General features: G+C 71.6%; 20 protein-coding genes and 1 tRNA gene. 7 read left to right on the top strand and 14 right to left on the bottom strand.

All coding sequences use genetic code 11. The features are described 5' to 3' along the window. The first annotated feature begins 42 nt into the window (after positions 1–42). The 6 genes from DY262_RS08720 to DY262_RS08745 all read left to right on the top strand — a co-directional run bounded on the left by DY262_RS08720 (position 43) and on the right by DY262_RS08745 (position 5,186). Positions 43–708: a DUF4390 domain-containing protein gene (locus DY262_RS08720; RefSeq protein WP_245980901.1), complete on the top strand. Its 666-nt coding sequence runs from the start codon at positions 43–45 to the stop codon at positions 706–708. A gap of 34 nt (positions 709–742) precedes the next feature. Then, positions 743–2,989 carry a sensor histidine kinase gene (locus tag DY262_RS08725; protein ID WP_116958549.1) on the top strand — a complete coding sequence of 749 codons (2,247 nt, stop codon included), beginning with the start codon at positions 743–745 and terminating at the stop codon, positions 2,987–2,989. Between the two features lie 28 nt (positions 2,990–3,017). Beyond that, positions 3,018–3,740: a response regulator gene (locus DY262_RS08730; protein ID WP_116958550.1), complete on the top strand. Its 723-nt coding sequence runs from the start codon at positions 3,018–3,020 to the stop codon at positions 3,738–3,740. 40 nt (positions 3,741–3,780) lie between these two features. Continuing rightward, a tRNA-Phe gene (locus DY262_RS08735) sits at positions 3,781–3,856 on the top strand. 68 nt (positions 3,857–3,924) lie between these two features. Next, positions 3,925–4,977, top strand: coding sequence for an acyltransferase family protein (locus tag DY262_RS08740; RefSeq protein WP_116958551.1), 1,053 nt, complete (start codon positions 3,925–3,927; stop codon positions 4,975–4,977). Further along, positions 4,974–5,186, top strand: a complete 213-nt coding sequence (locus DY262_RS08745) for a hypothetical protein (RefSeq protein WP_116958552.1) — start codon at positions 4,974–4,976, stop codon at positions 5,184–5,186. Before DY262_RS08740 ends, DY262_RS08745 begins: the two co-directional genes overlap by 4 nt. Positions 5,187–5,199: 13 nt before the next feature. Here DY262_RS08745 and DY262_RS08750 read toward each other — a convergent pair whose 3' ends face one another. The 14 genes from DY262_RS08750 to DY262_RS08815 form a co-directional block, all read right to left on the bottom strand. Next, positions 5,200–5,655: a RidA family protein gene (locus tag DY262_RS08750; RefSeq protein ID WP_116958553.1), complete on the bottom strand. Its 456-nt coding sequence runs from the start codon at positions 5,653–5,655 to the stop codon at positions 5,200–5,202. 15 nt (positions 5,656–5,670) lie between these two features. Then, the gene (locus DY262_RS08755) at positions 5,671–7,020 is read right to left on the bottom strand and encodes an FAD-binding oxidoreductase (RefSeq protein ID WP_116958554.1); all 1,350 of its coding nucleotides are present in this window, start codon (positions 7,018–7,020) and stop codon (positions 5,671–5,673) included. 109 nt (positions 7,021–7,129) lie between these two features. Continuing rightward, the gene (locus tag DY262_RS08760; protein WP_181936457.1) at positions 7,130–7,942 is read right to left on the bottom strand and encodes an ABC transporter permease; all 813 of its coding nucleotides are present in this window, start codon (positions 7,940–7,942) and stop codon (positions 7,130–7,132) included. Next, positions 7,939–8,766: an ABC transporter ATP-binding protein gene (locus DY262_RS08765; RefSeq protein ID WP_116958555.1), complete on the bottom strand. Its 828-nt coding sequence runs from the start codon at positions 8,764–8,766 to the stop codon at positions 7,939–7,941. Before DY262_RS08765 ends, DY262_RS08760 begins: the two co-directional genes overlap by 4 nt. Before the next feature lie 66 nt (positions 8,767–8,832). Continuing rightward, a complete protein-coding gene (locus DY262_RS08770) occupies positions 8,833–9,831 on the bottom strand; it encodes an ABC transporter substrate-binding protein (protein WP_116958556.1) in 999 nt (332 codons plus the stop codon). A 50-nt stretch (positions 9,832–9,881) separates the two neighbouring features. Continuing rightward, entirely contained in the window at positions 9,882–10,742 is an 861-nt protein-coding gene (locus DY262_RS08775) for a creatininase family protein (protein WP_116958557.1), read from the bottom strand. A 28-nt stretch (positions 10,743–10,770) separates the two neighbouring features. Beyond that, entirely contained in the window at positions 10,771–12,087 is a 1,317-nt protein-coding gene (locus tag DY262_RS08780; protein ID WP_116958558.1) for an amidohydrolase family protein, read from the bottom strand. Between the two features lie 21 nt (positions 12,088–12,108). Next, the gene (locus DY262_RS08785; RefSeq protein WP_116958559.1) at positions 12,109–13,116 is read right to left on the bottom strand and encodes a PDR/VanB family oxidoreductase; all 1,008 of its coding nucleotides are present in this window, start codon (positions 13,114–13,116) and stop codon (positions 12,109–12,111) included. 109 nt (positions 13,117–13,225) lie between these two features. After that, on the bottom strand, positions 13,226–13,867 hold the full coding sequence (locus DY262_RS08790; RefSeq protein WP_116958560.1) for a TetR family transcriptional regulator C-terminal domain-containing protein: 642 nt from the start codon (positions 13,865–13,867) through the stop codon (positions 13,226–13,228). Positions 13,868–13,916: 49 nt separating this feature from the next. Next, on the bottom strand, positions 13,917–14,318 hold the full coding sequence (locus DY262_RS08795; RefSeq protein ID WP_116958561.1) for a RidA family protein: 402 nt from the start codon (positions 14,316–14,318) through the stop codon (positions 13,917–13,919). Between the two features lie 13 nt (positions 14,319–14,331). Further along, positions 14,332–15,336, bottom strand: coding sequence for a Bug family tripartite tricarboxylate transporter substrate binding protein (locus tag DY262_RS08800; protein ID WP_116958562.1), 1,005 nt, complete (start codon positions 15,334–15,336; stop codon positions 14,332–14,334). A 28-nt stretch (positions 15,337–15,364) separates the two neighbouring features. Beyond that, a complete protein-coding gene (locus tag DY262_RS08805; protein ID WP_116958563.1) occupies positions 15,365–16,945 on the bottom strand; it encodes a hydantoinase B/oxoprolinase family protein in 1,581 nt (526 codons plus the stop codon). Next, positions 16,942–18,897, bottom strand: a complete 1,956-nt coding sequence (locus DY262_RS08810; protein ID WP_116958564.1) for a hydantoinase/oxoprolinase family protein — start codon at positions 18,895–18,897, stop codon at positions 16,942–16,944. The genes DY262_RS08805 and DY262_RS08810 overlap by 4 nt, the downstream gene beginning before the upstream one ends. An 8-nt stretch (positions 18,898–18,905) precedes the next feature. Next, the gene (locus tag DY262_RS08815; protein WP_116958565.1) at positions 18,906–20,144 is read right to left on the bottom strand and encodes an NAD(P)/FAD-dependent oxidoreductase; all 1,239 of its coding nucleotides are present in this window, start codon (positions 20,142–20,144) and stop codon (positions 18,906–18,908) included. Positions 20,145–20,304: 160 nt separating this feature from the next. On the opposite strand from DY262_RS08815, the gene DY262_RS08820 reads away from it, so the two are divergent. Continuing rightward, entirely contained in the window at positions 20,305–21,216 is a 912-nt protein-coding gene (locus tag DY262_RS08820) for a LysR family transcriptional regulator (protein WP_116958566.1), read from the top strand. The last annotated feature ends 87 nt before the right edge of the window (positions 21,217–21,303 follow it).

A 21,303-nucleotide genomic window follows, 5' to 3' on the forward strand; every position in this document is an offset into this window, starting at 1 on the left:
CGGGTCCGAAGCCTTCTTCGCCCCCGGCATTGGCTGCTGCTGGTGCTGGTCGGCCTGGCCCTCGCGCTGGCCCGCGCCCAGCCGCCCCAGGTGCAGCAGCTCGCCCTGCAGCGCACCTCCGACGGCTTGTTCCTGAGCGCTCGCTTCGAGCTCAGCCCGCATGGCGCCGTGCAGGACGCCCTGATCAAGGGCGTGCCGCTGTACTTTGTCTGGCAGGCCGACGTGCTGCGCGAGCGCTGGTACTGGACGAACAAGCGCGTGGCCGGTGCCACCCGCACCCTGCGCCTGGCCTACCAGCCGCTGACCCGCCGCTGGCGCGTCAGCATCTCCACCGAGGCCGGCGGCGGCACCGGCGGCGGCGCCGGCCTGCCCTACGCCTTGCACCAGAACCACGACACCCTGGAGGAGGCCCTGGCGGCGGTGGGCCGCGTCTCGCGCTGGCGGCTCGCCGACGCGGGGCAGCTGGAGCCGGGCGCCTCCCACCTGGTGGAGTTCGGCTTCCGCCTCGACCTCAGCCTGCTGCCGCGCCCCTTCCAGATTGGCCTGGGCAACCAGGAAGAATGGTCCATGGCGCTGGAGCGCGAGCTGGGCGTGCCCGAGGCCGCCACGCCCGAGCTGCCCGCGCCGGCCGAGCCGCGCGCCACGTCCCCCGCTGCCGAGGCCAAGGCCGGCGGTGAGGCGCCCGCCGCCGAATCCCCGTCCCGCTGAGCCCCGCGCCGCCACCCCGCACGCCCTCCGTGCCGTGAACACCCTCACCCCGCCCCACTCGCGCAAGCCCGCCGCCACCCGCTGGGCGGTGGTCGCCGGCCTGATCTTCATGACCGGCCTGGGCATGGTGTTGCTGTTCCTGCTCACTCTGGGCACGCGCAACAGCGTCTTCTACGAGCGCAACTTCGAGCTGCTGGTCGGCATCAACGTGGCCGCCGCCGTGGGCCTGGGGCTGGTCATCCTGTGGCTGGGCGCGCGGCTGTTCATGCGCCTCAAGCGCGGCAAGTTCGGCAGCCAGCTGCTGGTCAAGCTCGCCGCCATCATCGGCCTGGTGGGCATCCTGCCCGGGCTGCTCATCTACACCGTGTCCTACCAGTTCGTCTCGCGCTCCATCGAAAGCTGGTTCGACGTGCGCGTGGAGTCCGCGCTGGGCGCGGGCCTGAACCTGGGCCGCACCACGCTCGACACCCTGGTGGCCGACCTGTCGAACAAGACCCGCCTGGCCGCCGACGGCCTGGCTCGCCAGAGCAACAGTGGCGCCGTGCTCGCGCTCGACCGCGTGCGCGAGCAGCTCGACGCCAGCGACGTGGTGCTGTTCGGCGCCACCGGCCAGCTCCTGGGCAGCTCGGGCAGTTCGCGCTTCGATCTCGCGCCCGAGCGGCCCAGCCCCGCCACCCTGCGCAACGCGCGCGCCAACCGCGTGCTCGCGCAGATCGAGGGCCTGGAGGAGGGCGAGGGCGGCGACCTGCACGCCGCGCTGGCTGCGGGCCAGGCGCGCATCAAGGTGCTGGCGTTGGTGAACCCGCCCAGCTTCGCCGTCAACGCCGAGCCGCGCTACCTGCAGGTCTCGGCGGCCCTGCCCTCGGCGCTGATCGTGGACGCGCTGGCCGTGCAGGTGGCCAACCGCGAGTACCAGGAGCGCGCGCTGGCGCGCGACGGCCTGCGCCGCATGTACATCGGTACGCTCACGCTGGCGCTGTTCCTGGCCGTGTTCGGCGCGGTGCTGCTGGCGGTGCTGCTGGGCAACCAGCTGATCCGCCCGCTCATCGTGCTGGCCGAGGGCATGCGCGAGGTGGCGGCCGGCAACCTCGCGCCCAAGGCCGCGCTGCCCTCGCGCGACGAACTCGCGGGCCTCACGCGCACCTTCGCCCTCATGACGCAGGACCTGTCCGACGCGCGCGAGGCCGTGCAGCACAGCATGGAGCAGGTGGACGCCGCGCGCGAGAACCTGCAGACCATCCTGGACAACCTCACCGCCGGCGTGCTGGTGTTCGACGAGCGGGGCCACCTGCTCAGCGCCAACCCCGGCGCGGCGCGCATCCTGCACGCCGCGCTGAACGCGCACATCGGCCAGCCGCTGGACCAGGTGCCCGGCCTGGAGCAGATCGCTGGCGGCGTGCTGCAGCAGTTCGAGCGCTTCCTGGCCGAGGACTCGCCGCACGAGGGCGGCTACTGGCAGGAATCCTTCGAACTCAGCGCGGGCGAGGGCTCGCCCTTCGAGCAGGGCATCACCCTCATCGCGCGCGGTGCCCTGCTGCCCGACAACCAGCGCCTGCTGGTGTTCGACGACGTGTCCGAGGTCGTTTCGGCCCAGCGCGCCAAGGCCTGGGGCGAGGTGGCGCGCCGCCTGGCGCACGAGATCAAAAACCCGCTCACGCCCATCCAGCTCTCGGCCGAGCGCCTGGCCATGAAGCTGGACGGCAAGCTGCAGCCACCCGAACAGGCCCTGCTCGACAAGTCGGTGCGCACTATTGGCGATCAGGTCGAGGCCATGAAGCGTCTGGTCAACGAATTCCGCGACTACGCGCGCCTGCCCGCGGCCCAGCTCGCGCCGCTGGACCTCAACGCCGCCGTGCGCGACATCCTCAGCCTCTACGACAACGCCGCCGTGCCCGTGCGCTGCGAGCTCGCCGAAGACCTGCCCAAGGTGCGCGCCGACGCCCAGCAGGTGCGCCAGATCGTCCACAACCTGGTGCAGAACGCCCAGGACGCCATGGGCGGCATGGCCGGCGCCGAGGTGGTACTGCGCACCCGCCGCTCCGACAGCGGCCAGTGGGTGCGCCTGGTGGTGTCCGACAGCGGGCCCGGTTTTGGCGAGAACATCCTCAAACGGGCCTTCGAGCCCTACGTCACCACCAAGGCCAAGGGCACCGGCCTGGGCCTGGCCGTGGTCAAGAAGATCATGGACGAACACGGCGGCCGCGTGGACTTGTCGAACCGCGTGACGGAAGGGCGCGTCATCGGCGCGCAAGTGTCGTTATCATTCGCAGTTGCAAATTGACAACAGGTACCGAGGGACTCCGCACGCAATGGCAACGATTCTGGTCGTAGACGACGAACTGGGCATACGGGACCTGCTGTCCGAAATCCTCAACGACGAAGGCCACGCCGTCGAACTGGCGGCCAATGCGGCCGAGGCGCGTTCGCTGCGCCAGCAGATGCGGCCCGATCTGGTGCTGCTCGACATCTGGATGCCCGACACCGATGGCGTGACCCTGCTCAAGGAGTGGAGCAGCACCGGCCTGCTGACCATGCCGGTGATCATGATGAGCGGCCACGCCACCATCGACACCGCCGTCGAGGCCACGCGCATCGGCGCCTCGGCCTTCCTTGAAAAGCCGATCACGCTGCAGAAGCTGCTCAAGGCCGTGGACCAGGGCCTGAACAAGGTGCCCAAGGCCGCGCCTGGCGGCGCCGCGCTGGTGCCGCCGCGCCTGGTGGGCATGGAGGTCACGGTCGAAGAGGCCATGACCCACCACCACGTCAACGGGGTGGCCCCGGTGAACGGCAACGGCCTCATGCCCACGCTGCCCATGGGCCCGCAGGCGCAGCAGACCTTCAACCTCGACAGCCCCCTGCGCGAGGCGCGCGACGAGTTCGAGAAGGCCTACTTCGAATACCACCTGGCCAAGGAGTCCGGCTCCATGACCCGCGTGGCCGAGAAGACCGGTCTGGAGCGCACCCACCTCTACCGCAAGCTCAAGCAGCTGGGCGTGGACCTGGCCCGCGCCAAGCGCAACGGCCTGGGCTGAGGCGGGGTCCGCCAAGCTGCTATACTCCTGGGCTTCCCAAGGCCCGGTAGCTCAGTTGGTAGAGCAGCGGATTGAAAATCCGCGTGTCGGTGGTTCGATTCCGCCCCAGGCCACCAAGATTCAACGCCCAACCCTTCCGGTTGGGCGTTTTGCTTTCCAGGTCTCTCCCGCAGCTCGCAGCCAGATGAACCGCTCCGCGTTGATCGACAGCCTCAAGGCCCTGGCCTCGCAGCTCATCGTGCTGCACCACCTCTCGCTCTACGCGCCCATGACCGACTGGATCGCGGACGCCTGGCCGCGGCTGGTGCAGTTTCTGTACGAGGACGGCCGTTACGCGGTGCAGCCCTTTCTGGTCATCGGCGGCTTTCTCACCGCGCAATCGCTCAGCAAGCGGCGCGACCTCGCCCCGGTGCCGCTGATCTGGCAACGCTACCTGCGCCTGGTGCCCCAGTTCCTGGTCGCGCTGGCGCTGGTGGTGCTGGCCACCGGCTGGCTGGGCCCGGAGCTGGCGCAGCACGACTGGGTCTCGCCCCTGCCCTCGGTGGGCCAGTTCCTCGCGCACCTGTTCTTCCTGCAAGACGTGCTGGGCGTGCCTTCGCTGTCGGCCGGCGCCTGGTACGTGGCCATCGACCTGCAGCTGTTCGGCCTGTTCGCCCTGCTGGCCTGCTTCGCGGCGCGCTCGTCCACGCCCTTGGCCGATTCTTTCGTGCCCCTGGTGGTGGCCGTCGCCACGGTGGCGTCCATCGAGGTGTTCAGCCGCCGGCCGACGCTGGACGTCTGGGCCATCTACTTTCTCTCGGCCTACGGCCTGGGCGCGTTGGCGGCCTGGGCGCGCGGCGGCGCGCGGGCGGCCCTGTGCTGGTGGCTGGTGGCCGCGCTGCTGGCCCTGGACTGGCTGCAGGACCCGCGGGCCCGGCCCATCCTGGCCCTGGCGACCGCGCTGGCCCTGTACGCGGGCTCGCACCTTTCCTGGCGCGCCGTCCTGGGTCCGGTGCGCCGCGCGGTGGAGCACCTCAGCGACGTGTCCTACAGCGTCTTCGTCTGCCACTTCGCGGTGATCATCGTGGTCAGCGGCCTGTGGGAGCGGCTCGACCGCGGCGGCCTGGGCCAGGCCTGGCTGTGGACGGCACTGGCCTGGGCCGCGGTGCTGCTGCTCGGCACCGGCGTGCAGCGGCTGTGCGACCGCTGGGTGCCGGCGTTCACCCGAACGCTGTCCCTGGCCGGTGGTTCGCGATGAATACCGGCTCGATCACCCGCGCCGGTGCCCTGTGCCTTGCGCTGCTGCTCGCCGCCTGCGGCGCGGATGCGGTGGGCTCGGCCGCCACCGGCGCCGCCGTGAAGCAGCAGGAGCTGGAGAACGCCCAGCGCACCCAGCAGCAGGTGCAGCAGGACCTGCAGAAGGCGCTCGAGATGCCGGCCGAGCGCGCGAAGCGGCTCGATCAGTGAACGCCCGCCGAGCTCAGCGCGGCAGGACCATGGTGGCCTCCACCTCCACCAGCACCTCGTCGCCCGGCAGGAAGCGCGAGACCTCCACCACCGTGCTCACCGGCGGCTCGTCCGGGTAGAACAGGCCGCGCACGCGGTTGTAGGGCGCGTAGTCGCGCAGTTCGCGGAAGTACTGCACCAGCTTGACCACGTCGGCCATGCGCCCGCCATGTTCCTCGGCCAGCTGGCGGATGCGGTCGAGCACCAGCCAGCTCTGCGCCACGATGGGCGCCTCGAAGATGTCGACCGACATCTGCCCGGTGTCGTAGCCCAGCGCGCGCAGCGCCGTGCGGGCGGCCTCGGGCAGGTCCTCGTAGCGCCGCACGGCCTCGCGCGTCGCGGGGTTGACGGCGACCACGCCGCTCATGAAGACGATGTCGCCCACGCGCCGCGCGGCGGCGTAGCGGGCCATGGGTTGGCCGGTGCTCATGGAGAACCTCCTCGCTCAGTGGGGCAGCTTCCAGGCGCGCATCTTGCCCGGGTTCAGCAGACCCGCGGGGTCGAAGCGCTGCTTCATGTCGATCACGCTTTGCGGCAGGTCGCCGCCCACCTTGCCTTCTTCAATGATGTAGGTGTGCGGGTTGTTCACGCGGATGCCGTTGTCGCGGAAGGTCTGGATGATCTGGTTCAGCCGCTCCTCGGTGCTGAAGCGCACCAGCGGCAGCGAGGTGCAGGTGGTGAAGCCGTCCATGCTGCGCAGGAACTCCACGTGCATCAGCACCTCGTCGCCGAACAGCGATTGGATGGTGCGCACCTGGTCCAGGTGCTTGCCGGGCGTGAAGGTGGTCTGCAGGTAGGTCAGGCCCTTGTCGGCCTTCAGCGCGTTCAGCGTGGTGTGGTTCCAGCAGTACTCCAGCAGCGTGTGGTGCTGGGCCTGCACCTCGTCGGCGGTGCGGCGGTAGGTGATGCGTCCGCCGTGCGCGGCCACCAGCTGCAGCGCGGCGGCTTCCGAGAACTCGGCCACCAGCAGCAGCGCGGCGTGGCAGCCCTGCGGCAGGTGCTCGGCCAGCGGCGCCATGTAGCCCGGGATCGGGTCGGCCAGCAGGGCGATGTTCTTCTTGACGATGCCCGGCGCGTGCGCGAGCGCGTTGCCGAAGGTCAGCGCGCGGTCCATGTCGTCGAAGGCGACGATCATCTCCAGCCAGGGATGCGCCGGCGCCAGGGCCATTTCCACTTCCAGCACCAGGCCGTTGGTGCCCCACAGGTGGTGCAGCAGCAGGGCTTCGGGGCCGCGCAGCTCCACCACCTGGGGCTCGGCCTCGACGCTCATGGCGCGCACGCCGAGGATGTTGCCAGGCGCGCCGATGGGGCCGTAGTTGATGGAGCCCGCGCCGCCAAAGCCGCCGCTGAACAGGCCGCCGAGCGAGGCCGTGCGGAAGGTGGAGGGGATGCAGCGCAGCTCCCAGCCGCTCGGGCGCGCGGCGGCATCGAAGTCGCCGATGCGGATGCCGGCCTGCGCGCGGCCCACGCCGGGACGCGCCCACAGAAACTGGTTGTAGCCGCTCATGTCGAGCAGCACGCCGCCGTGCAGCGGCACGCACTGGCCGTAGTTGCCGGTGCCGCTGCCGCGCGGCGTGAGCGGCACGCCCAGGCGCGCGCAGGCCGAGGCCAGGCGGCGCAGCTCGTCTTCGGTGCGCGGGCGCGCGGCGATGTCGCCGCGCTTGCCCAGCAGCTGGCGCTTGAGCACGGGGCTGAACCAGGAGAAGTCCTGCGACAGCCGGCCGACCTTGATGGGGTCGGTGACCCAGTCAAGATCGGGCAGCTCCTGCTGGAGCGATTGGATGGAAGCGTTCATTCAGATTCCTTGCGTCAGCCGTGCCTCGTCGAGGGCACCGCGGAACCGGCTCTGCCGGGCCGCAGGTGCCGCCCCCTTGAGGGGGACGCGCGAAGCGCGGCGGGGGTGTTCAATCCTGCGCGATCTCGCTGGCGTGCCAGGAGCCGAGCGCGAGCTTGGTGAGCCAGGCCATGAGCACGAACAGGAACACGCCGGCCAGCGAGATGAGCAGCAGGGCGGCGAACATGCGTGGGATGTCGAGCTGGTAGCCGGCCATCAGGATCTGGTAGGCCAGGCCGGTGTTGGTGCCGCCGGTGCCGGCGACAAACTCGGCCACCACGGCACCGATCAACGCCAGGCCCGAGGAGATGCGCAGGCCGCCGAAGAAGTAGGGCAGGGCGCTGGGGATGCGCAGGCGCCAGAGCATCTGCGCGCGCGAGGCGCGGTTCATCTTGAAGTAGGCCTGCAGGTCGGGGTCGACGCTGCGCAGGCCCAGGGTGGTGTTCGAGATGATGGGGAACAGCGCGACCAGCGTGGCACAGACCACCAGCGAGGCCGTGGGCTGCTTGACCCAGATGATGATCAGCGGGGCGATGGCCACGATGGGCGTGACCTGCAGCAGCACCGCGTAGGGGAACAGCGCGGTCTCGATCAGGCGGCTCTGCACGAACAGGAAGGAGATCAGCACGCCGACCACCACCGCGACGATGAAGGACAGCACCGTGATCTTCATGGTGATCATCAGCGAGTCGAACAGTGTGCCCCAGTCGCCGATCAGGGTCTGCATCATCAGCAGCGGCGAGGGGATGAGGTAGGGCGGCAGCGCCAGGCCGACGACCAGCGCCTGCCACAGCGCGATCAGCACCACCGCGACCAGCGAGGGGTAGAGGACGCGCTGCACGCGCGGCTGGGCGAGCAGGGAGGGTTGGGGCACGGTGTTCATTGCGACACCTCCTCGTTGGTTTCCTGGGTGTCGCGGCTGGCGCGGTGCAGGCTGTCCTGCAGGTTCTTCGCGTGGTGGCTGAAGTCGGTGCTGACCATGAACTCGGGGCGGCGGGGATAGGGTTCGTCGATGCGGAATTCCTCCACGATGCGGCCCGGGCGCGCGGCCATCATCACCACGCGGCTGGAGAGGAACACCGACTCGTGGATGGAGTGCGTGACGAAGACGACGGTGAGGTTCTTCTTCTGCCAGAGCTCCAGCAGGTCGGCGTCGAGCTTGTGGCGCGTGATCTCGTCGAGCGCGCCGAACGGCTCGTCCATGAGCAGCAGCGTGGGCTCCACCACCAGGCCGCGCGCGATGGACACGCGCATCTGCATGCCGCCCGAGAGCGAGCGCGGCAGCACCTTGGCGAACTTGGACAGGCCCACCAGCGCGAGCGCGTCGGCCACGCGGGCGTCGGCCTCGGCGCGCGGCACGCCGGCCAGGTCCAGCGGCAGGCGCACATTGGTCTGCACGTTGGCCCAGGGCATGAGCGTGGGCGCCTGGAAGACGAAGGACAGGCGGTGGCCCGAGCGTTCGAGCTGGTTCACGCCCTCGCCCCAGAGCTTGAGGCTGCCGCTGCTGGGCTCCAGCAGGCCCGCGATCATCTTGAGCAGCGTGCTCTTGCCGCAGCCCGAGGGGCCGAGCAGGGTGACGAACTCACCCTCGCGAACGCTCAGGTCCACCGGCTGCAGGGCCACGGTGCCGTTGGGGTAGGTTTTCTGGACTTGTCGGATGTCGATGGCCACAGGGGGCGCAGCGGCAGGCGAGGGCGGGCTGGTCATTGTTGGGTGCGGGTTCTTGGAAAGAGAAGGGCCCGCGCCACGAAGCGGCGCGGGCCGGGGAAAGGCTCAGGGCAGGACCTTGATGTCGCGGATCAGGTCGAAGTCGTAGGCCTGGTCGAGGTTGACCTTGGCCGGGTCGATGAGCTGGTTGTCCACCAGGAAGGCGTGCGTCTTGAGCAGGCGTTCGCGCGTGATGACGCCGATGCCCAGCTTCTGCGCGTCGCCGCTGGTGATGATCCCCATCTCCTTGAGCTTGCCGACGCCGTAGGCGAGCTGCTCGTCGGTCATGTTGGGGTTGTCCTTCTTGATGAGCGCGTTGCCGGCGCTGGGGTCGGCGAGGTAGGCCTTCCAGCCCTCGGCGCTGGCGCGCACGAAGGCAGCCACGGCCTGGCGGCGCTCCTTCACCGTCTTGTCCATGCAGGAGATGGTGTTGGCGTACGGGGGGTAGCCGTGGTCGGCGAGCAGGAAGGTGTTGGCCTTGATGCCCTGCTTCTGGATGGCGAAGGGCTCGGACGAGAGATAGCCCATCTGCACGATGTTCTTGTCGGCCACGAAGGGCTGGATGTTGTAGGTGTAGGGCCGCACCTGCGAGTCCTTGAAACCGTACTTGCCCTTGAGCCAGGACCAGTAGCCGCGCATGGCGGTGGGCGCGATCAGGATGGTCTTGTCCTTCATGTCCTCGAAGGACTTCACCTGCTCGTGCGCGATGAGCACCTGCGGGTCCTTCTGGAAGACCGCGGCCACGGTGACGATGGGCAGGCCGTTGTTGCGCGCGACCATCATCTGCGTGTCGGTGGCGCCCATGATGCAGTCGGTCTGGCCCGCGCCCATGATCTGCAGGATGTTCACCTGTGGGCCGCCCATGCGCAGGCTCACGTCCAGGCCGTGCTTCTTGTAGAGCCCGGTGGCCAGGGCGGTATAGAAGCCGCCGTGCTCGGCCTGCGCGTACCAGTTGGTCATGAAGGTGAACTTCTCCTGGGCCTGCGCGCTGGGGGCGAGGCCCAGCAGGCCGAGGGCGGTGGCACCGAGCGCGCGGCGCAGGCGGAACAGGGGGCGAGAGGTCATGGCGGGCCTTTCTGGCTTGGGGGTGGTGGGGACGGGATCGGTGGGTGGCCTCAGTCGGCCAGGGTCTGCTGGATGTGGCCCGTGTGGTGGCCGCGCTCCCAGGTGGTTTGTTCGCGCACGACCCATTGCATGGCGTGCAGCTCGGTGATGGCCTGGACCCAGCTGTTGGCCAGGCTGTCGAGGATGGCCTCGCCCTGCTCGCGCGTGGCCGTGGTGGGATCGCCGATCACGCCGCTGGGGCCGAAATCGCGCGCCACCCAGGCGCAGGCGGGGCGGCCGTCGGGCGAGAGGATCTTGGAGGGGAAGACCGGCGGGAAGGCGGCCTCGGCGCGCTCCATGTGCACGGTGTCGGGCGCCAGCGCGAGCATGAGCGCGGTCTCGGAATGGCCCGCGTGCATGGACTGCTTGCGTTCCTGGTCGCTGATGAACTGCCCGGACACGTTGGGCACGCGCGAAACGCCGAAGGGCACGATGACGAAGTCGCCGTGGCGCAGGCGCAGCTCGCGCGCGGCCATCTCCAGCACCTGGGGCTGGCCGCCGTGGCCGTTGGCGAAGACCAGCTTGCGAAAGCCCGAGCGGTAGACCGATTCGCCGAGCTCGATCATGGTGGAGAGCAGCGTGGTGCCGCTCAGCGTCATGGTGCCGGCGAAGTGCAGGTGCTCCTCGGACTTGCCGTAGCTGATGGGCGGCAGGCCGAAGGCGCGCACCTCGGCGGGCAGGCGCTCGAAGGCCTTGCCGATCACGCCGGCCGCGATCACGGTGTCGACCGAGCAGGGCAGGTGCGGGCCGTGCTGCTCGGTGGCGCCCACGGGCAGCACGATGACGGTGTTCTCGCGCTCGGGCAGGGCGGTGATTTCGGTCCAGCTCAGGTAGGGCAGGAAGCGGTGCGGGGGGAAGTAGCCGTGCAGCATGGGTGGGGTTCTCTGGGGGGTGGCGGGTTCAGCGCGCGGGGGTGCCGCTGTCGCTGGTGTCGGTGTCGGTGTCGATGGCGCGGCCGCCGCGCAGCACGCGGCGCGGCGCGGCGCGTGAGGGCCAGGCCGTGGCTTCGGCGCGGTCGAAGATCACCAGGTCGGCGGGCCGGCCTTCGAGGCCGGGCGCGGCGGCCGGTGCCTCGCGGCCCAGCCAGTCGGGGCGGCACACGGCCATCGACCAGTGGTCGAAGGCCTCGTCGAGCTGGCCAGCGAGCACCGCGGCCTGCATGGCCTCGACCGGGTCGAGGCTGCCGACGCGGCAGAACGGGTCCTGCACGTTGTCGCTGCCGATCAGCAGCGGGATGCCGCGCGCGCGCGCTTCCTTGATGAGGGTGAGGCCGCGCTGGCGCGGCGTGCGGCCGGTGGCGGCGTCCTGCAGCAGCAGGTTGGTGATGGGCAGCGACACCAGGGTGATGGGCGCGCGCGCCACCGCGTCCAGCGTGGCCAGCGCGCGCGATTCCGGCTGGGCCGCCAGCGCGCAGGTGTGGCCGCAGACCACGCGGCCGTCGAAGCGCGTGGCGCGCAGGTTGCGGGCGAGCCAGGCCAGGCCCTCGGCGTCGGGGTTGAGCTCTTCGTCCACGTGCAGGTCGAGGTCCAGGCCCGCGTCCTGCGCGGCGCGCAGCAGTTCGCGCAGCGCGCCGGGGTTCCACTGGCTGCTGTGCACGAAGCCGCCCAGCAGGGCACCCGGTCCGTCGGCGGCGATGCGCCTGGCCAGGGCCTGCGCCACGGCGCGGTCCTCGCAGGGGCCGAGCTTGACCAGCGCGACGCGCTCGATCGCCAGGCGATCGCGCCATTCGTGCGCGAGCTCGCCCATCACCTCCCAGGCCAGTGGCGTGGCCTGCGGGTCCCACCAGTCGATGTGCGTGCGCAGCCGCGTGGTGCCGGCCTGCCAGGCCCAGTGCAGGCCGCGCCGCATGCGCGCGCGCAGGTCCTCGCGCGTCCAGCGCTCGCGGTCGGCGATCACCGCCTCGATGGCGCCGAGCAGGCCCGGGCGCACCGCGCCCAGGCGGGGGCCGATGAAGGCCTTGTCGAGGTGGGCGTGGGCTTCCACGAAGCCGGGCAGCACCGGCGCGCCGTGCAGGTCCCAGCGCGCCTGGCCGGCGGGCCCCTCGGCGGTGGGCAGCGGGCGCACGCGGGCGATGCGGCCGTCGGCCAGTTCGAGGCGCGCGAGCGCGGGTCGGCCTTCGTGCGTCGGCCAGTCGGCGGGCAGCAACCAGCGCGGCAGGCGCGCGCCATGCAGCGCGGCGGGCGTGTCGGTGTCGGGCGCGGGGGGCTGGGGGTTCATGCGGGGCTCGTGTGCACCGTGTCAGATGTCCAGCGTGAGGGTGGGCGTGAGCGCGCGCGCGCAGCACACCGCCACGTGCGTGGCGCGCTCCTCGTCGGTGAGGCAGCTGTCCTGGTGGTCGGGCGTGCCATCGAGGTAGGGCGTGATGCAGGACGCGCAGATGCCCTGCTCGCAGACCGTGTCCACCGGAATGCCCGCGCCGTGCAACACCATCGCGATGCTCTTGCCCGCGGGCACGTGCAGGCGCTGCTGGCGCCGCGCCAGGATCAGCTCGAAGCCGGCGCCGGTGCCGGGCGTGGCCGCTGCCGGGGGCGCGCCGAAGTGCTCGAAGTGCACGCGCTCGGCCGGCCAGTCGCGGCTGGCTTCGCGCAGGGCGGCCATGAAGCCCTCGGGACCGCAGTAGTAGAGGTGCGCGCCGGCCGGCGCCTGGGCCACCAGGGCGGCGGGGTCGGTGCGCGTGGCGGGCGCGTCGTCGCGGTGCACCGTCACGCACCCGCGCCAGGGCGCGGCCTCCAGCGCCGCGCGCAGCGGCAGGTGCTCGGCGCTGCGCACGAACACGTGCAGGTCGAAGGCCGCGCCGCGCGCATGCAGGGCGTGGGCCATGGCCACCAGCGGCGTCACGCCGATGCCGCCGCCCAGCAGCCGGTGGTGCGGCGCCTGGGGCGCCAGCGGGAACAGGCAGCGCGGGCGGCCGATGCGCAGCAGCCGGCCTTCGCGCAGATGCTCGTGCACCGCGCGCGAGCCGCCGCGGCCGGCGTCCTCGCGCTTGACCGCGATCTCATAGCCTTCGGCGCTCAGCGCCGGCTCGCCGCAGAGCGAGTAGCTGCGCGCCAGGCCGCCGGGCAGGTAGAGATCGATGTGGGCGCCGGCTTCGGCGGCGGGCAGCGCCTGGCCGTCGCAGCGCTCCAGCCGATAGCCGCTCACCTCGGCGGTGTGGCGCAGCACGCGGGCCACGCGGACGGTGAATTCTCCCCGGGTGGGGTCGGCGGAAAGGGCGGCCGGCAGGGCCGTGGTGTCGGGGGCGTTCAATTTTGACCGAATACTTTGACCAATTGGTCAGTATAGAGACGGAACCGCGCCTGCACAGGCGGGAATACCCGAAGCAAGAAGGGAGGGCGCCGGGGCCGCGGGGCGGCGCTCAGGGGGGCAGCAGGCCGCAGCCGCGCAGCACGAAGGGGATCAGCTCGCTGGCCACGGCCTCGCGGTCCAGCGGCGCATGGGGCCCCTGGCCGCAGATCTCGCGCACCTGCAGCGCGAAGTCGGCGTGGTGCTGCGTCATGGCCCAGATGTGCATGAGCAGCAGGTGGGCGTTCATGGGCCGCATCAGGCCGCGCGCCATCCAGCCGTTGATGATGGCCACCTCTTCCTCGACCCAGATCCGTGCCTTGGGCCAGTAGCGGTCAAGGTTGTGGCCGCCGTCCAGGATTTCACGCGTGAAGATGCGCGAGACGGTGGGCTGGTCGAAGGCGTGGTCCAGCTTCAGGCGGATGTAGTGGGCCAGGATCTCGGCCGGCTCGGTCATGCCGGGCGGGGCGAACTGGATCTTCCAGGCCATCATCACGGAGTCGAGCAGCTCGGCGTAGAGCTCCTCCTTGCCGGCGATGTAGTAGTGCAGCTGGGGCTTGGTGAGGCCCGCGCGTTCGGCGATGGCCTGCGTGGACGTGCCCTTGAGGCCGTGCAGGCTGAACTCCTGGATGGCGGCTTCGCGGATGGCGGCGAGGATGCGCTGGCGGCTTTCGCGCGCGGGGCGTCGCGCCGGGGGTGGGGCTGCTGCGGTCATGGCGGGCGGGCATGATAGCTCGCCCGCCCCGGGGACCGCCGGCGCGGACTCAGGCCCGCGGCTTGAGCGCCACCGCCTCGATCTCCACGCGCACCGGCGCGATCAGGCCGGCGATCACGGTCGAGCGCGCCGGCGCCGTGGCGGCCGGGAAGCGCTCGGCGTAGGCCGCGTTGAAGCCGGGGTAGTCCTGGCCGTCGACCAGCCACACGGTGGTCTTCACCACGTCGGCCAGCGTGCAGCCGGCGCGGCGCAGGATGTCTTCGATCAGGTCGATCGTGTAGTGCGTCTGGCTCACGATGTCCTCGCCCGCGGGCTGGCCGTTGCGCATGGGCACCTGGCCGGCGACGAAGACCAGGCGCTGATCGGCCACCACGGCGGGCGAGATCGGTTGCACCACGCCGGCCCGCTGAACGGGCGGGCCGATGTGGCGGATGTCGGGGTTGCTCGGCATCGCTGGGCGGGACTCAGTCGGGCTTGACGCCAGCGGTCTTCACGATGGTGGCCCACTTCTTGTTCTCGGCCTCGATGAAGGCCTTGTACTCGGCCGCGCCGCTGCCGCCGAGCTTGAAGCCGCGCGAGACGAAGTACTCCTGGATGTCGGCGCTGGCCAGCGCGGCGTTCACGTCCTTGTTGAGCTTGTCGACGATGGCCGCGGGCGTGCCGGGCGGCGCGAACAGGCCCTGCCACGACAGCGCCTCGAAGCCCGGATAGCCGCTCTCGGCCACGGTGGGCACGTTGGGGAACATGGGGTGGCGTTCCTTGGAGGTGACGGCGATCGGCGTGAGCTTCTTGGCCTCGATCTGCGGCATCACCACCAGGATGTCGCCGAACATCAGGTCGATCTGGCCGCCCATGAGGTCGCTCAGCGCGCCGGCGCTGCCGCGGTAGGGGATGTGCAGCAGCGCGGTCTTGGTCGCCAGCTCGAACATCTCGCCCGTGAGGTGCATGGACGTGCCCGTGCCCGGCGAGCCGTAGGTGATGGAGCCTGGCTTGGCCTTGGCGGCGGCCACCAGCTCGGCCACCGTCTTGGCGGCCACGCGCTCGCCCTTCACCAGCAGCAGCGGTGCGGTCACCACGGCCGTCACGGGCGTGAAGCCCTTCACCGGGTCGTAGGGCAGGTTGGGGTACAGCGAGCCGGCGATGCCGTTGCTGCCGGTCACGCCCAGCAGCAGCGTGTAGCCGTCGGGGGCCGACTTGGACACGTGGTCCGCGCCCACCGTGCCGCCCGCGCCGGGGCGGTTGTCCACGATGACGGTCTGCTTCCATTGCGCGGCGAGTTTCTCGCCGAGCTTGCGCGCCAGCAGGTCGGTGCTGCCGCCGGGCGGGAAGGGCACGACGATGCGAACGATCTTGCTCGGGTAGGCGTCCTGCGCGGACGCGGCCAGCGGGGTGAGCGCGGCCAGGCCCAGGGTGGTGCCCGCGGCCAGCGCGCTGACCAGGGTTCTGCGGTTGAGGGCGAAACGTTTCATCGGGGATCTCTCTTTCAAATGGGTGGGTTCATTGGCGTGGCATGGCCTCGCCCCATGCGCCTCCTCCGGCCGTTTCTATGACGAGCCTGTCTCCCGCGGACCAGTCGACGCGCGCCCTCGCGGGCAGCACGTCGACGCGTCCATCGGTTCTTTCGATGCGCGCGGCCGAGGGCGCGCCGTCGCCGCCCCCTTCGCTGCCGCGCGCACGGCTGACATGGCGCTCGCCCCGGTAGGAGACGCTGCCATGGCCTTCCAGCAGTTCATACACCCGGCGCACGCCATGGCCGCCGCAGAAGCGGCCCGCGCCGCCCGATCCCTCGCGGATCGCGTAGCAGTGCACGCGCACCGGCGCCTCCGACTCGATCACCTCGAGCGGCGTGTTGCGCGCGTTGCCCACGTCGGTGGACACGCCGCTGGTGCCGTGGCCGCGCGCGCTGGCGCCGGCGCCGCTGGCGATGATCTCGGTGAACAGCCAGCGCTGACCGTCGGCGCGCGCGCCACCGAGCGAGAGCACCGTGGCCACGCCGGCGTTGGCGGCCATGGGCTCGCGCGCCGCGCCCGAGGACCAGGCGCCGAGCAAGGCGTTGCAGGCCAGCTTGAGCGTGGCGGTGCGGGCATTCACGGCGGCCGGCAGGCGCGGGTTGACCACGCTGCCCTCGGGCAGCACCCAGCTGGCCGGCGCCAGGCAACCCGCGTTGTTGGGCGCCTGCGGCGCCAGCGAGCGCATGAAGAACAGGATGGCCGACACCATGCTGGAGGGCGAGGCGTTCACCGGCCCGCGCGTCTGCGGCGAGGAGCCGGTGAAGTCGATGTGCAGCGTGTCGCCCCGCTTGCGCAGGGCCACCGCGATGCGCACCGGCGTGTCGCTGATGCCGTCGCCATCGAGCTGGTCCTGCCAGTGCCACTCGCCATCGGGCGCGGCGCGCAGGGCCTCGCGCGTCAGGCGCTCGGACTGCGCGAGCAGCGCCTCGCACACGGCCTCGAAAGCCGCGCCGGTGCGCGCGCGCAGCGCGGCGGTTTCCTCGGCGCCCAGGCTCACGGCCGACCATTGCGCGTTCAGGTCGCCCAGCAGGTTGCCGGGCGTGCGGCTGTTGGCGGTGAGCAGGGCCTCGATGTGCGGATCGGGCGCGCCGGCCACGCGCCAGCGCACCGGCGGTATGCGCAGGCCTTCCTGGTAGATCTCGGTCGCGTCGGGCGGGATGGAGCCGGCCGCGACGCCGCCCACGTCCTGGTGGTGCAGGATGGCTGCGGCCAGCGCGATCACCGCGCCGCCGCCGAACACCGGCCGCACCACGATCAGGTCGGGCAGGTGCGTGCCGCCCGACCAGGGGTCGTTCATCAGCCAGGCATCGCCATCGGCCATGGCCTCGACGGGGCAGCGCTGGAGCAGGCCCGCGACCGCCGGAATGAGCGAGCCGAGCAGCAGCGGCAGCGAGCGCGCCTGCGCGAGCAGGCGGCCGTCGGGCAGGAAGACCGCGGCCGCGCAGTCGCCGCCCTCGCGCGCGATGGAGGAATAGGCCGCGCGCATCATGCGGCTCTGCATGCGGTCGGCGATGCCCTGCAGCGCCAGCCGCACGGGCTCCATGAGGATCAGGTGCTCGTGGTTCATGCACTGGGCTCCCGGGCCCCGTCGCGCGACAGCAGCAGCGCGCCGTCGGCCACCAGCGCCCAGCGCCAGCCCGCGGGCACCCACACCGTGGTGGTGGCGGCGAACAGCGCGCGTGGGCCCAGGCCCTCGGCCGGACAGCCGGCCCACAGCGCGGGGTCGGGGCGCAGGTGCCGGGCGCCCACGCCGGGCTGGGGCAGGGCCTGTTCGAACACGCCGCGCAGCAGCAGGGCCTGCACATCGAAGCGCGCGGGCAGCTGTCCGCGCAGGGCCTCGTAGCGCTCGGCGAAGCGCGCGCGCAGCGCGGCCAGATCGTCGCCGGCCTCCCAGGGCACCTCCACCGGGTTGCCCTGGCCCACGATCAGCAGTTCCAGGCTCCAGCGCGGCGTGCCCTCGCGCACCGAGCGGCGCAGCGCCTCGCGCCGTTCGCTCAGTGCGCCGAGGCCCTCGTGGTCGAGCGCCAGCGCGCAGGACCATTCCAGCGTGCGCGTGGGCGGCGAGGCCAGCAGGCCCAGCGCGGCGATCACGCCGGCGTGGGGGATCACGCGCACGCGCGGCACGCCCGCGAGTTCGGCCACCTCGGCCACGTGCTGGGCCCCGCCGCCGCCGGCGGCCACCAGCTCGCAGTCGGCGGGGTGGATGTCGCGCTGGAAGGCGCGCATCTTCACGCTTTCGGCCATGGCGGTGGCGGCGGTGGCGACGATGGCGCGCGCGGCGTCCTGCGCGTCCAGGCCCAGCGGCGCGGCCACGTCCTTCTGAATCGCGGCGCGCGCACGCGCCGCGTCCAGCGCCACGCCGCCCGACAGCCGCTCGGGCAGGCGGCCCAGCAGCACCAGGGCGTCGGTCAGCGTGGCCTCGGTGCCGCCCAGGCCGTAGGCCGCGGGGCCGGGCCAGGCGCCCTGGGAGCGCGGGCCCAGGCGCAGGCCGCCGCCCGCGTTCACCGTGGCCAGGCTGCCGCCGCCGATGGACAGCGATTCCACGTCGGCGCAGCGCAGGCGCAGCGTGAGCTCGCCGCACTGCAGCGCATCGGTGAACAGCGGCCGGCCGCCGTCGAGCAGGCCGATGTCGGTGCTGGTGCCGCCCACGTCCACGGACATCACCACGCGCGGTTCGTCGGCGGGCAGGCTCGCGGCCACGCCTTGCAGGGCCGCGCAGGGGCCCGACATGGCCAGGCCGATGGGGCGCGAGGCGGCCTCGGGCCAGGGCGCGATGCCGCCCTCGGAGCGCATCAGCGCGGGCTCGGGCAGGCCGCGCTCGCGCAGCGCCTCGCCCAGCGTGCGCAGGTAGCGCTGCACCAGGGGCTTGCTGTAGGCGTCGAAGGCCGTGACCAGAAAACGTTCGAACTCGCGCGGCTTGGGGTCGACCTCGCTGGAGAGCGAGACCAGCAGCCCGGGCTCGGCCTGCAGCAGCCAGTCGCGCACCTGTTGTTCGTGCGCGGGCCGCAGGTGGGCGAACAAGAGACACACCGCCACCGAGGCGATGCCGCGCGCGCGCAGCTGGCGCGCGATCGCCGCCACCTGCTCGCGGTCCGGTGCCTCGACCTCTTCGCCGCGCGCGCCGATGCGGCCCCGGATCTCGAAGCGCAGTTCGGCGGGGAACAGCCGGCGCTCGGGCGTGGGCGGCGCCACCACCGGGGTGTAGAGGTCGCGGCGGTCCTGGCGCGCGAGCGCAAGCACGTCGCGCAGGCCGGCGTTGGTGAGCACGGCCACGGGGCCGGCGTCCTGTTCGAGCAGCAGGTTGGTGACCACGGTGGAGCCGTGCACCAGGCGCGCCACCTGCGCGGGCGCGATCTTCTGTTCGTCCAGCAGGCGCTGCACCGCGCCCAGGATGGGCTGCACCAGCTCACCCGCTTCGCGCGGGTGTTTGAGGGCGCGCAGCTCGCCGTCGCTGGAGCAGGCGACCACGTCGATGAAGGTGCCCCCCATGTCCACGCCGATGGCCCACTGCGTGTTCATGGCCGTCCTCAACGGAAGCGGGACGCGCGAAAGGGCGCCAGGTCCACCTGCGTGGCGCGGCCGGCCACCAGGTGCGCGACTTCGCGGCCGGTGGTGGCGCCCATGCACATGCCCATGTGGCCATGGCCGAAGGCCATCCAGGCGTTGTCCGCGCCGCGGCTGCGGTCGATCACCGGCAGGCTGTCGGGCATGCAGGGGCGGTGGCCCATCCACTGCGTCACCTCGGAGGTGTCCAGGTGCGGAAACAGGCGCAGGCCCTGGCGCAGCAAGGCCTGCGCGCGTTCGTAGTTGGGCGCGGGTCGCAGGCCGGCGAACTCCACCGTGCCGGCCAGGCGCAGGCCCATGGCCATGGGGTTGATCATGAGGTTGGCCTCGGAGGCCATCACCGTGTGGCGCAGCTTCAGGTTGGAGCTGCGCACCGTGACGTGGTAGCCGCGCTGCGTCTCCAGCGGCACGCGGTCGCCGAGCTGGGCCGCGAGCGCGCCGGACCAGGCGCCGGCCGCGATCACCACGCCGTCCACCGCCAGCGGCTCACCGCTGTCCAGACGCAGCCCGGTCACGCGCCGGCCCTCGCGCTCGAAGCCGGTGACCGAGCGGTGGTCGTGGCGCGCGCCGTCGCGCAGGGCCTGGCGGACCAGCGCCTTCACCAGTTGCGAGGGGTCCAGCGTGGAGCCGTTGTCGGGCGCCAGGATGCCGAAGCGGAACTGGCCTTTCAGGTCGGGTTCGAGCTCTTCGAGTGCTTCGCGCTCCACGTCGACCAGGTTCACGCCCAGCGAGCGGCGCAGGTCCATGCCCCATTTCCACTGCGCCGCGGCCTCGCGAGAGGAGTAGACGTACAGGCAGCCGGTGCGGCGCACCAGTTCGTTGGCCTGCGCGTGGTCCAGCAGCGGGCCGTAGCAATCGAAGATGGGGCGCAGCAGGGTCTGCAGCGCGGTGGCGATGCGCGTGACCTCCTGCGGCGTGGAGTGGCGCAGCATCTGCACCAGCCAGGGCAGCACGCGCGGCAGGTAGCCGGTGCGCACGGTCAGCGGGCCCAGCGGGTCGAGCAACCACTTGGGCACCTTGCGCCACATGCCCGGCATACCCACGGGCAGGCAGGCGCTGGGCGAGAGCGAGCCCGCGTTGCCGAAGGAGCAGGCCTCGCCCGGCTCGAGCGGGTCGACGAAGGTGATCTGGTGGCCGTCGCGCTGCAGCCAGGCGGCGCTGCAGGCGCCCACGATGCCGGTGCCTATGACGGCGATGTGCATGGAATCAGGGGAGAAAAATCGACAGGGGATGGGACGGTGCCGGGCATTCTAGGAACGGGCTTACCATCAACCAAGCGAATTGTTTTGATAGATCAATCATGAAACCTGATGGTGGTGCACGCGCGCGGCGGATGCACCGGCATCGATCGCGGGACACGCCATGAACATCAGCCTGCGCCAGATGCGCGCCTTCGCCGCCGTCACGCACAGCGGCAGCTTCACGGGCGCGGCGCGCCAGCTCAACCTCACGCAGTCGGCGGTGAGCATGCTGGTGCAGCAGCTCGAACAGGAACTGCACCTGCAGCTCTTCGACCGGGGCCGCACGGCGATCACGCTCACCGAGGCGGGGCGCAACCTGCTGCCGCTGGCGCAGCGCATCCTGGAAGACGTGCGACAGGTGGTGGACGGCGCCTCCGAGATCCGCGCGCTGCGGCGCGGTTTCCTGCGCGTGGCCACCTCGCAGATGATGGCCTGCACCTGGGTCGCCTCCATCCTTGGCGAGTTTGGCGAGCAGCACCCGCAGATCAGCGTGCGCCTGAAGGACGCGGTGGCCGACGACGTGGTGGACACCGTGCGCCACGGCGCGGTGGAACTGGGCATCGGCCCCGACCGCCCGAGCGGCGACGACGTGACGCGCAGCTTCCTCATGAACGTGCCGCTGCGCTTCGTCTGTCCCCAGGGGCACCCGGCCTACGGGCGCGCGAGCGTGCCGTGGAAGGACCTGCGCGAGGAGCGCTGGATCGGCTACTCCAATGAATTCAATCGCTACCTGGAGCGCAGCCTGCACGCGCACGGCCACGACTTCGCGCTCAACACGGTGAGCGACGTCGGCTTTCTCACCACCGCGCTGGCGCTGGCCGGGCACGGCCGGGGCGTGCTGGTGGCGCCGGAGTACGCGCGCTCCTTCGCCGACAACTTCGGCGTGCGCTTCGTGCCGCTGCGCGGGCCGGCGGTGCAGCGCGAGTACTTCGTCTACCAGCGCAAGGGGCAGTCGCTGTCGCCGGCGGGGGCGGCCTTCCTGGCGCTGCTGCGCCAGCGTGGCGGGGTGCCCCGGCGGGCGGCGGCGAGGTAGCCGCCGGCTGCCTGTTCGGTGGGCAAGGGGGCCGCTCCAGTGGTCCGCCAAGGGGGGGTGAACGCCCCAGATTGGGCGGCCCTGGCG

Origin of the sequence: Hydrogenophaga borbori (genome assembly GCF_003417535.1) — a bacterium.
Taxonomy (GTDB): domain Bacteria; phylum Pseudomonadota; class Gammaproteobacteria; order Burkholderiales; family Burkholderiaceae_C; genus Hydrogenophaga; species Hydrogenophaga borbori.

Bases quoted from the DNA above. Each gene is read 5' to 3' on its own strand.
- DY262_RS08800 (WP_116958562.1), bottom strand. From the start codon at position 15,336: ATGAAACGTTTCGCCCTCAACCGCAGAACCCTGGTCAGCGCGCTGGCC.
- DY262_RS08790 (WP_116958560.1), bottom strand. From the start codon at position 13,867: ATGACCGCAGCAGCCCCACCCCCGGCGCGACGCCCCGCGCGCGAAAGC.
- DY262_RS08755 (WP_116958554.1), bottom strand. From the start codon at position 7,020: ATGAACGCTTCCATCCAATCGCTCCAGCAGGAGCTGCCCGATCTTGAC.
- DY262_RS08775 (WP_116958557.1), bottom strand. From the start codon at position 10,742: ATGCTGCACGGCTACTTCCCCCCGCACCGCTTCCTGCCCTACCTGAGC.
- DY262_RS08750 (WP_116958553.1), bottom strand. From the start codon at position 5,655: ATGAGCACCGGCCAACCCATGGCCCGCTACGCCGCCGCGCGGCGCGTG.
- DY262_RS08810 (WP_116958564.1), bottom strand. From the start codon at position 18,897: ATGAACACGCAGTGGGCCATCGGCGTGGACATGGGGGGCACCTTCATC.
- DY262_RS08745 (WP_116958552.1), top strand. From the start codon at position 4,974: ATGAATACCGGCTCGATCACCCGCGCCGGTGCCCTGTGCCTTGCGCTG.
- DY262_RS08730 (WP_116958550.1), top strand. From the start codon at position 3,018: ATGGCAACGATTCTGGTCGTAGACGACGAACTGGGCATACGGGACCTG.
- DY262_RS08815 (WP_116958565.1), bottom strand. From the start codon at position 20,144: ATGCACATCGCCGTCATAGGCACCGGCATCGTGGGCGCCTGCAGCGCC.
- DY262_RS08770 (WP_116958556.1), bottom strand. From the start codon at position 9,831: ATGACCTCTCGCCCCCTGTTCCGCCTGCGCCGCGCGCTCGGTGCCACC.
- DY262_RS08760 (WP_181936457.1), bottom strand. From the start codon at position 7,942: ATGAACACCGTGCCCCAACCCTCCCTGCTCGCCCAGCCGCGCGTGCAG.
- DY262_RS08805 (WP_116958563.1), bottom strand. From the start codon at position 16,945: ATGAACCACGAGCACCTGATCCTCATGGAGCCCGTGCGGCTGGCGCTG.
- DY262_RS08765 (WP_116958555.1), bottom strand. From the start codon at position 8,766: ATGACCAGCCCGCCCTCGCCTGCCGCTGCGCCCCCTGTGGCCATCGAC.
- DY262_RS08820 (WP_116958566.1), top strand. From the start codon at position 20,305: ATGAACATCAGCCTGCGCCAGATGCGCGCCTTCGCCGCCGTCACGCAC.
- DY262_RS08740 (WP_116958551.1), top strand. From the start codon at position 3,925: ATGAACCGCTCCGCGTTGATCGACAGCCTCAAGGCCCTGGCCTCGCAG.
- DY262_RS08780 (WP_116958558.1), bottom strand. From the start codon at position 12,087: ATGAACCCCCAGCCCCCCGCGCCCGACACCGACACGCCCGCCGCGCTG.
- DY262_RS08795 (WP_116958561.1), bottom strand. From the start codon at position 14,318: ATGCCGAGCAACCCCGACATCCGCCACATCGGCCCGCCCGTTCAGCGG.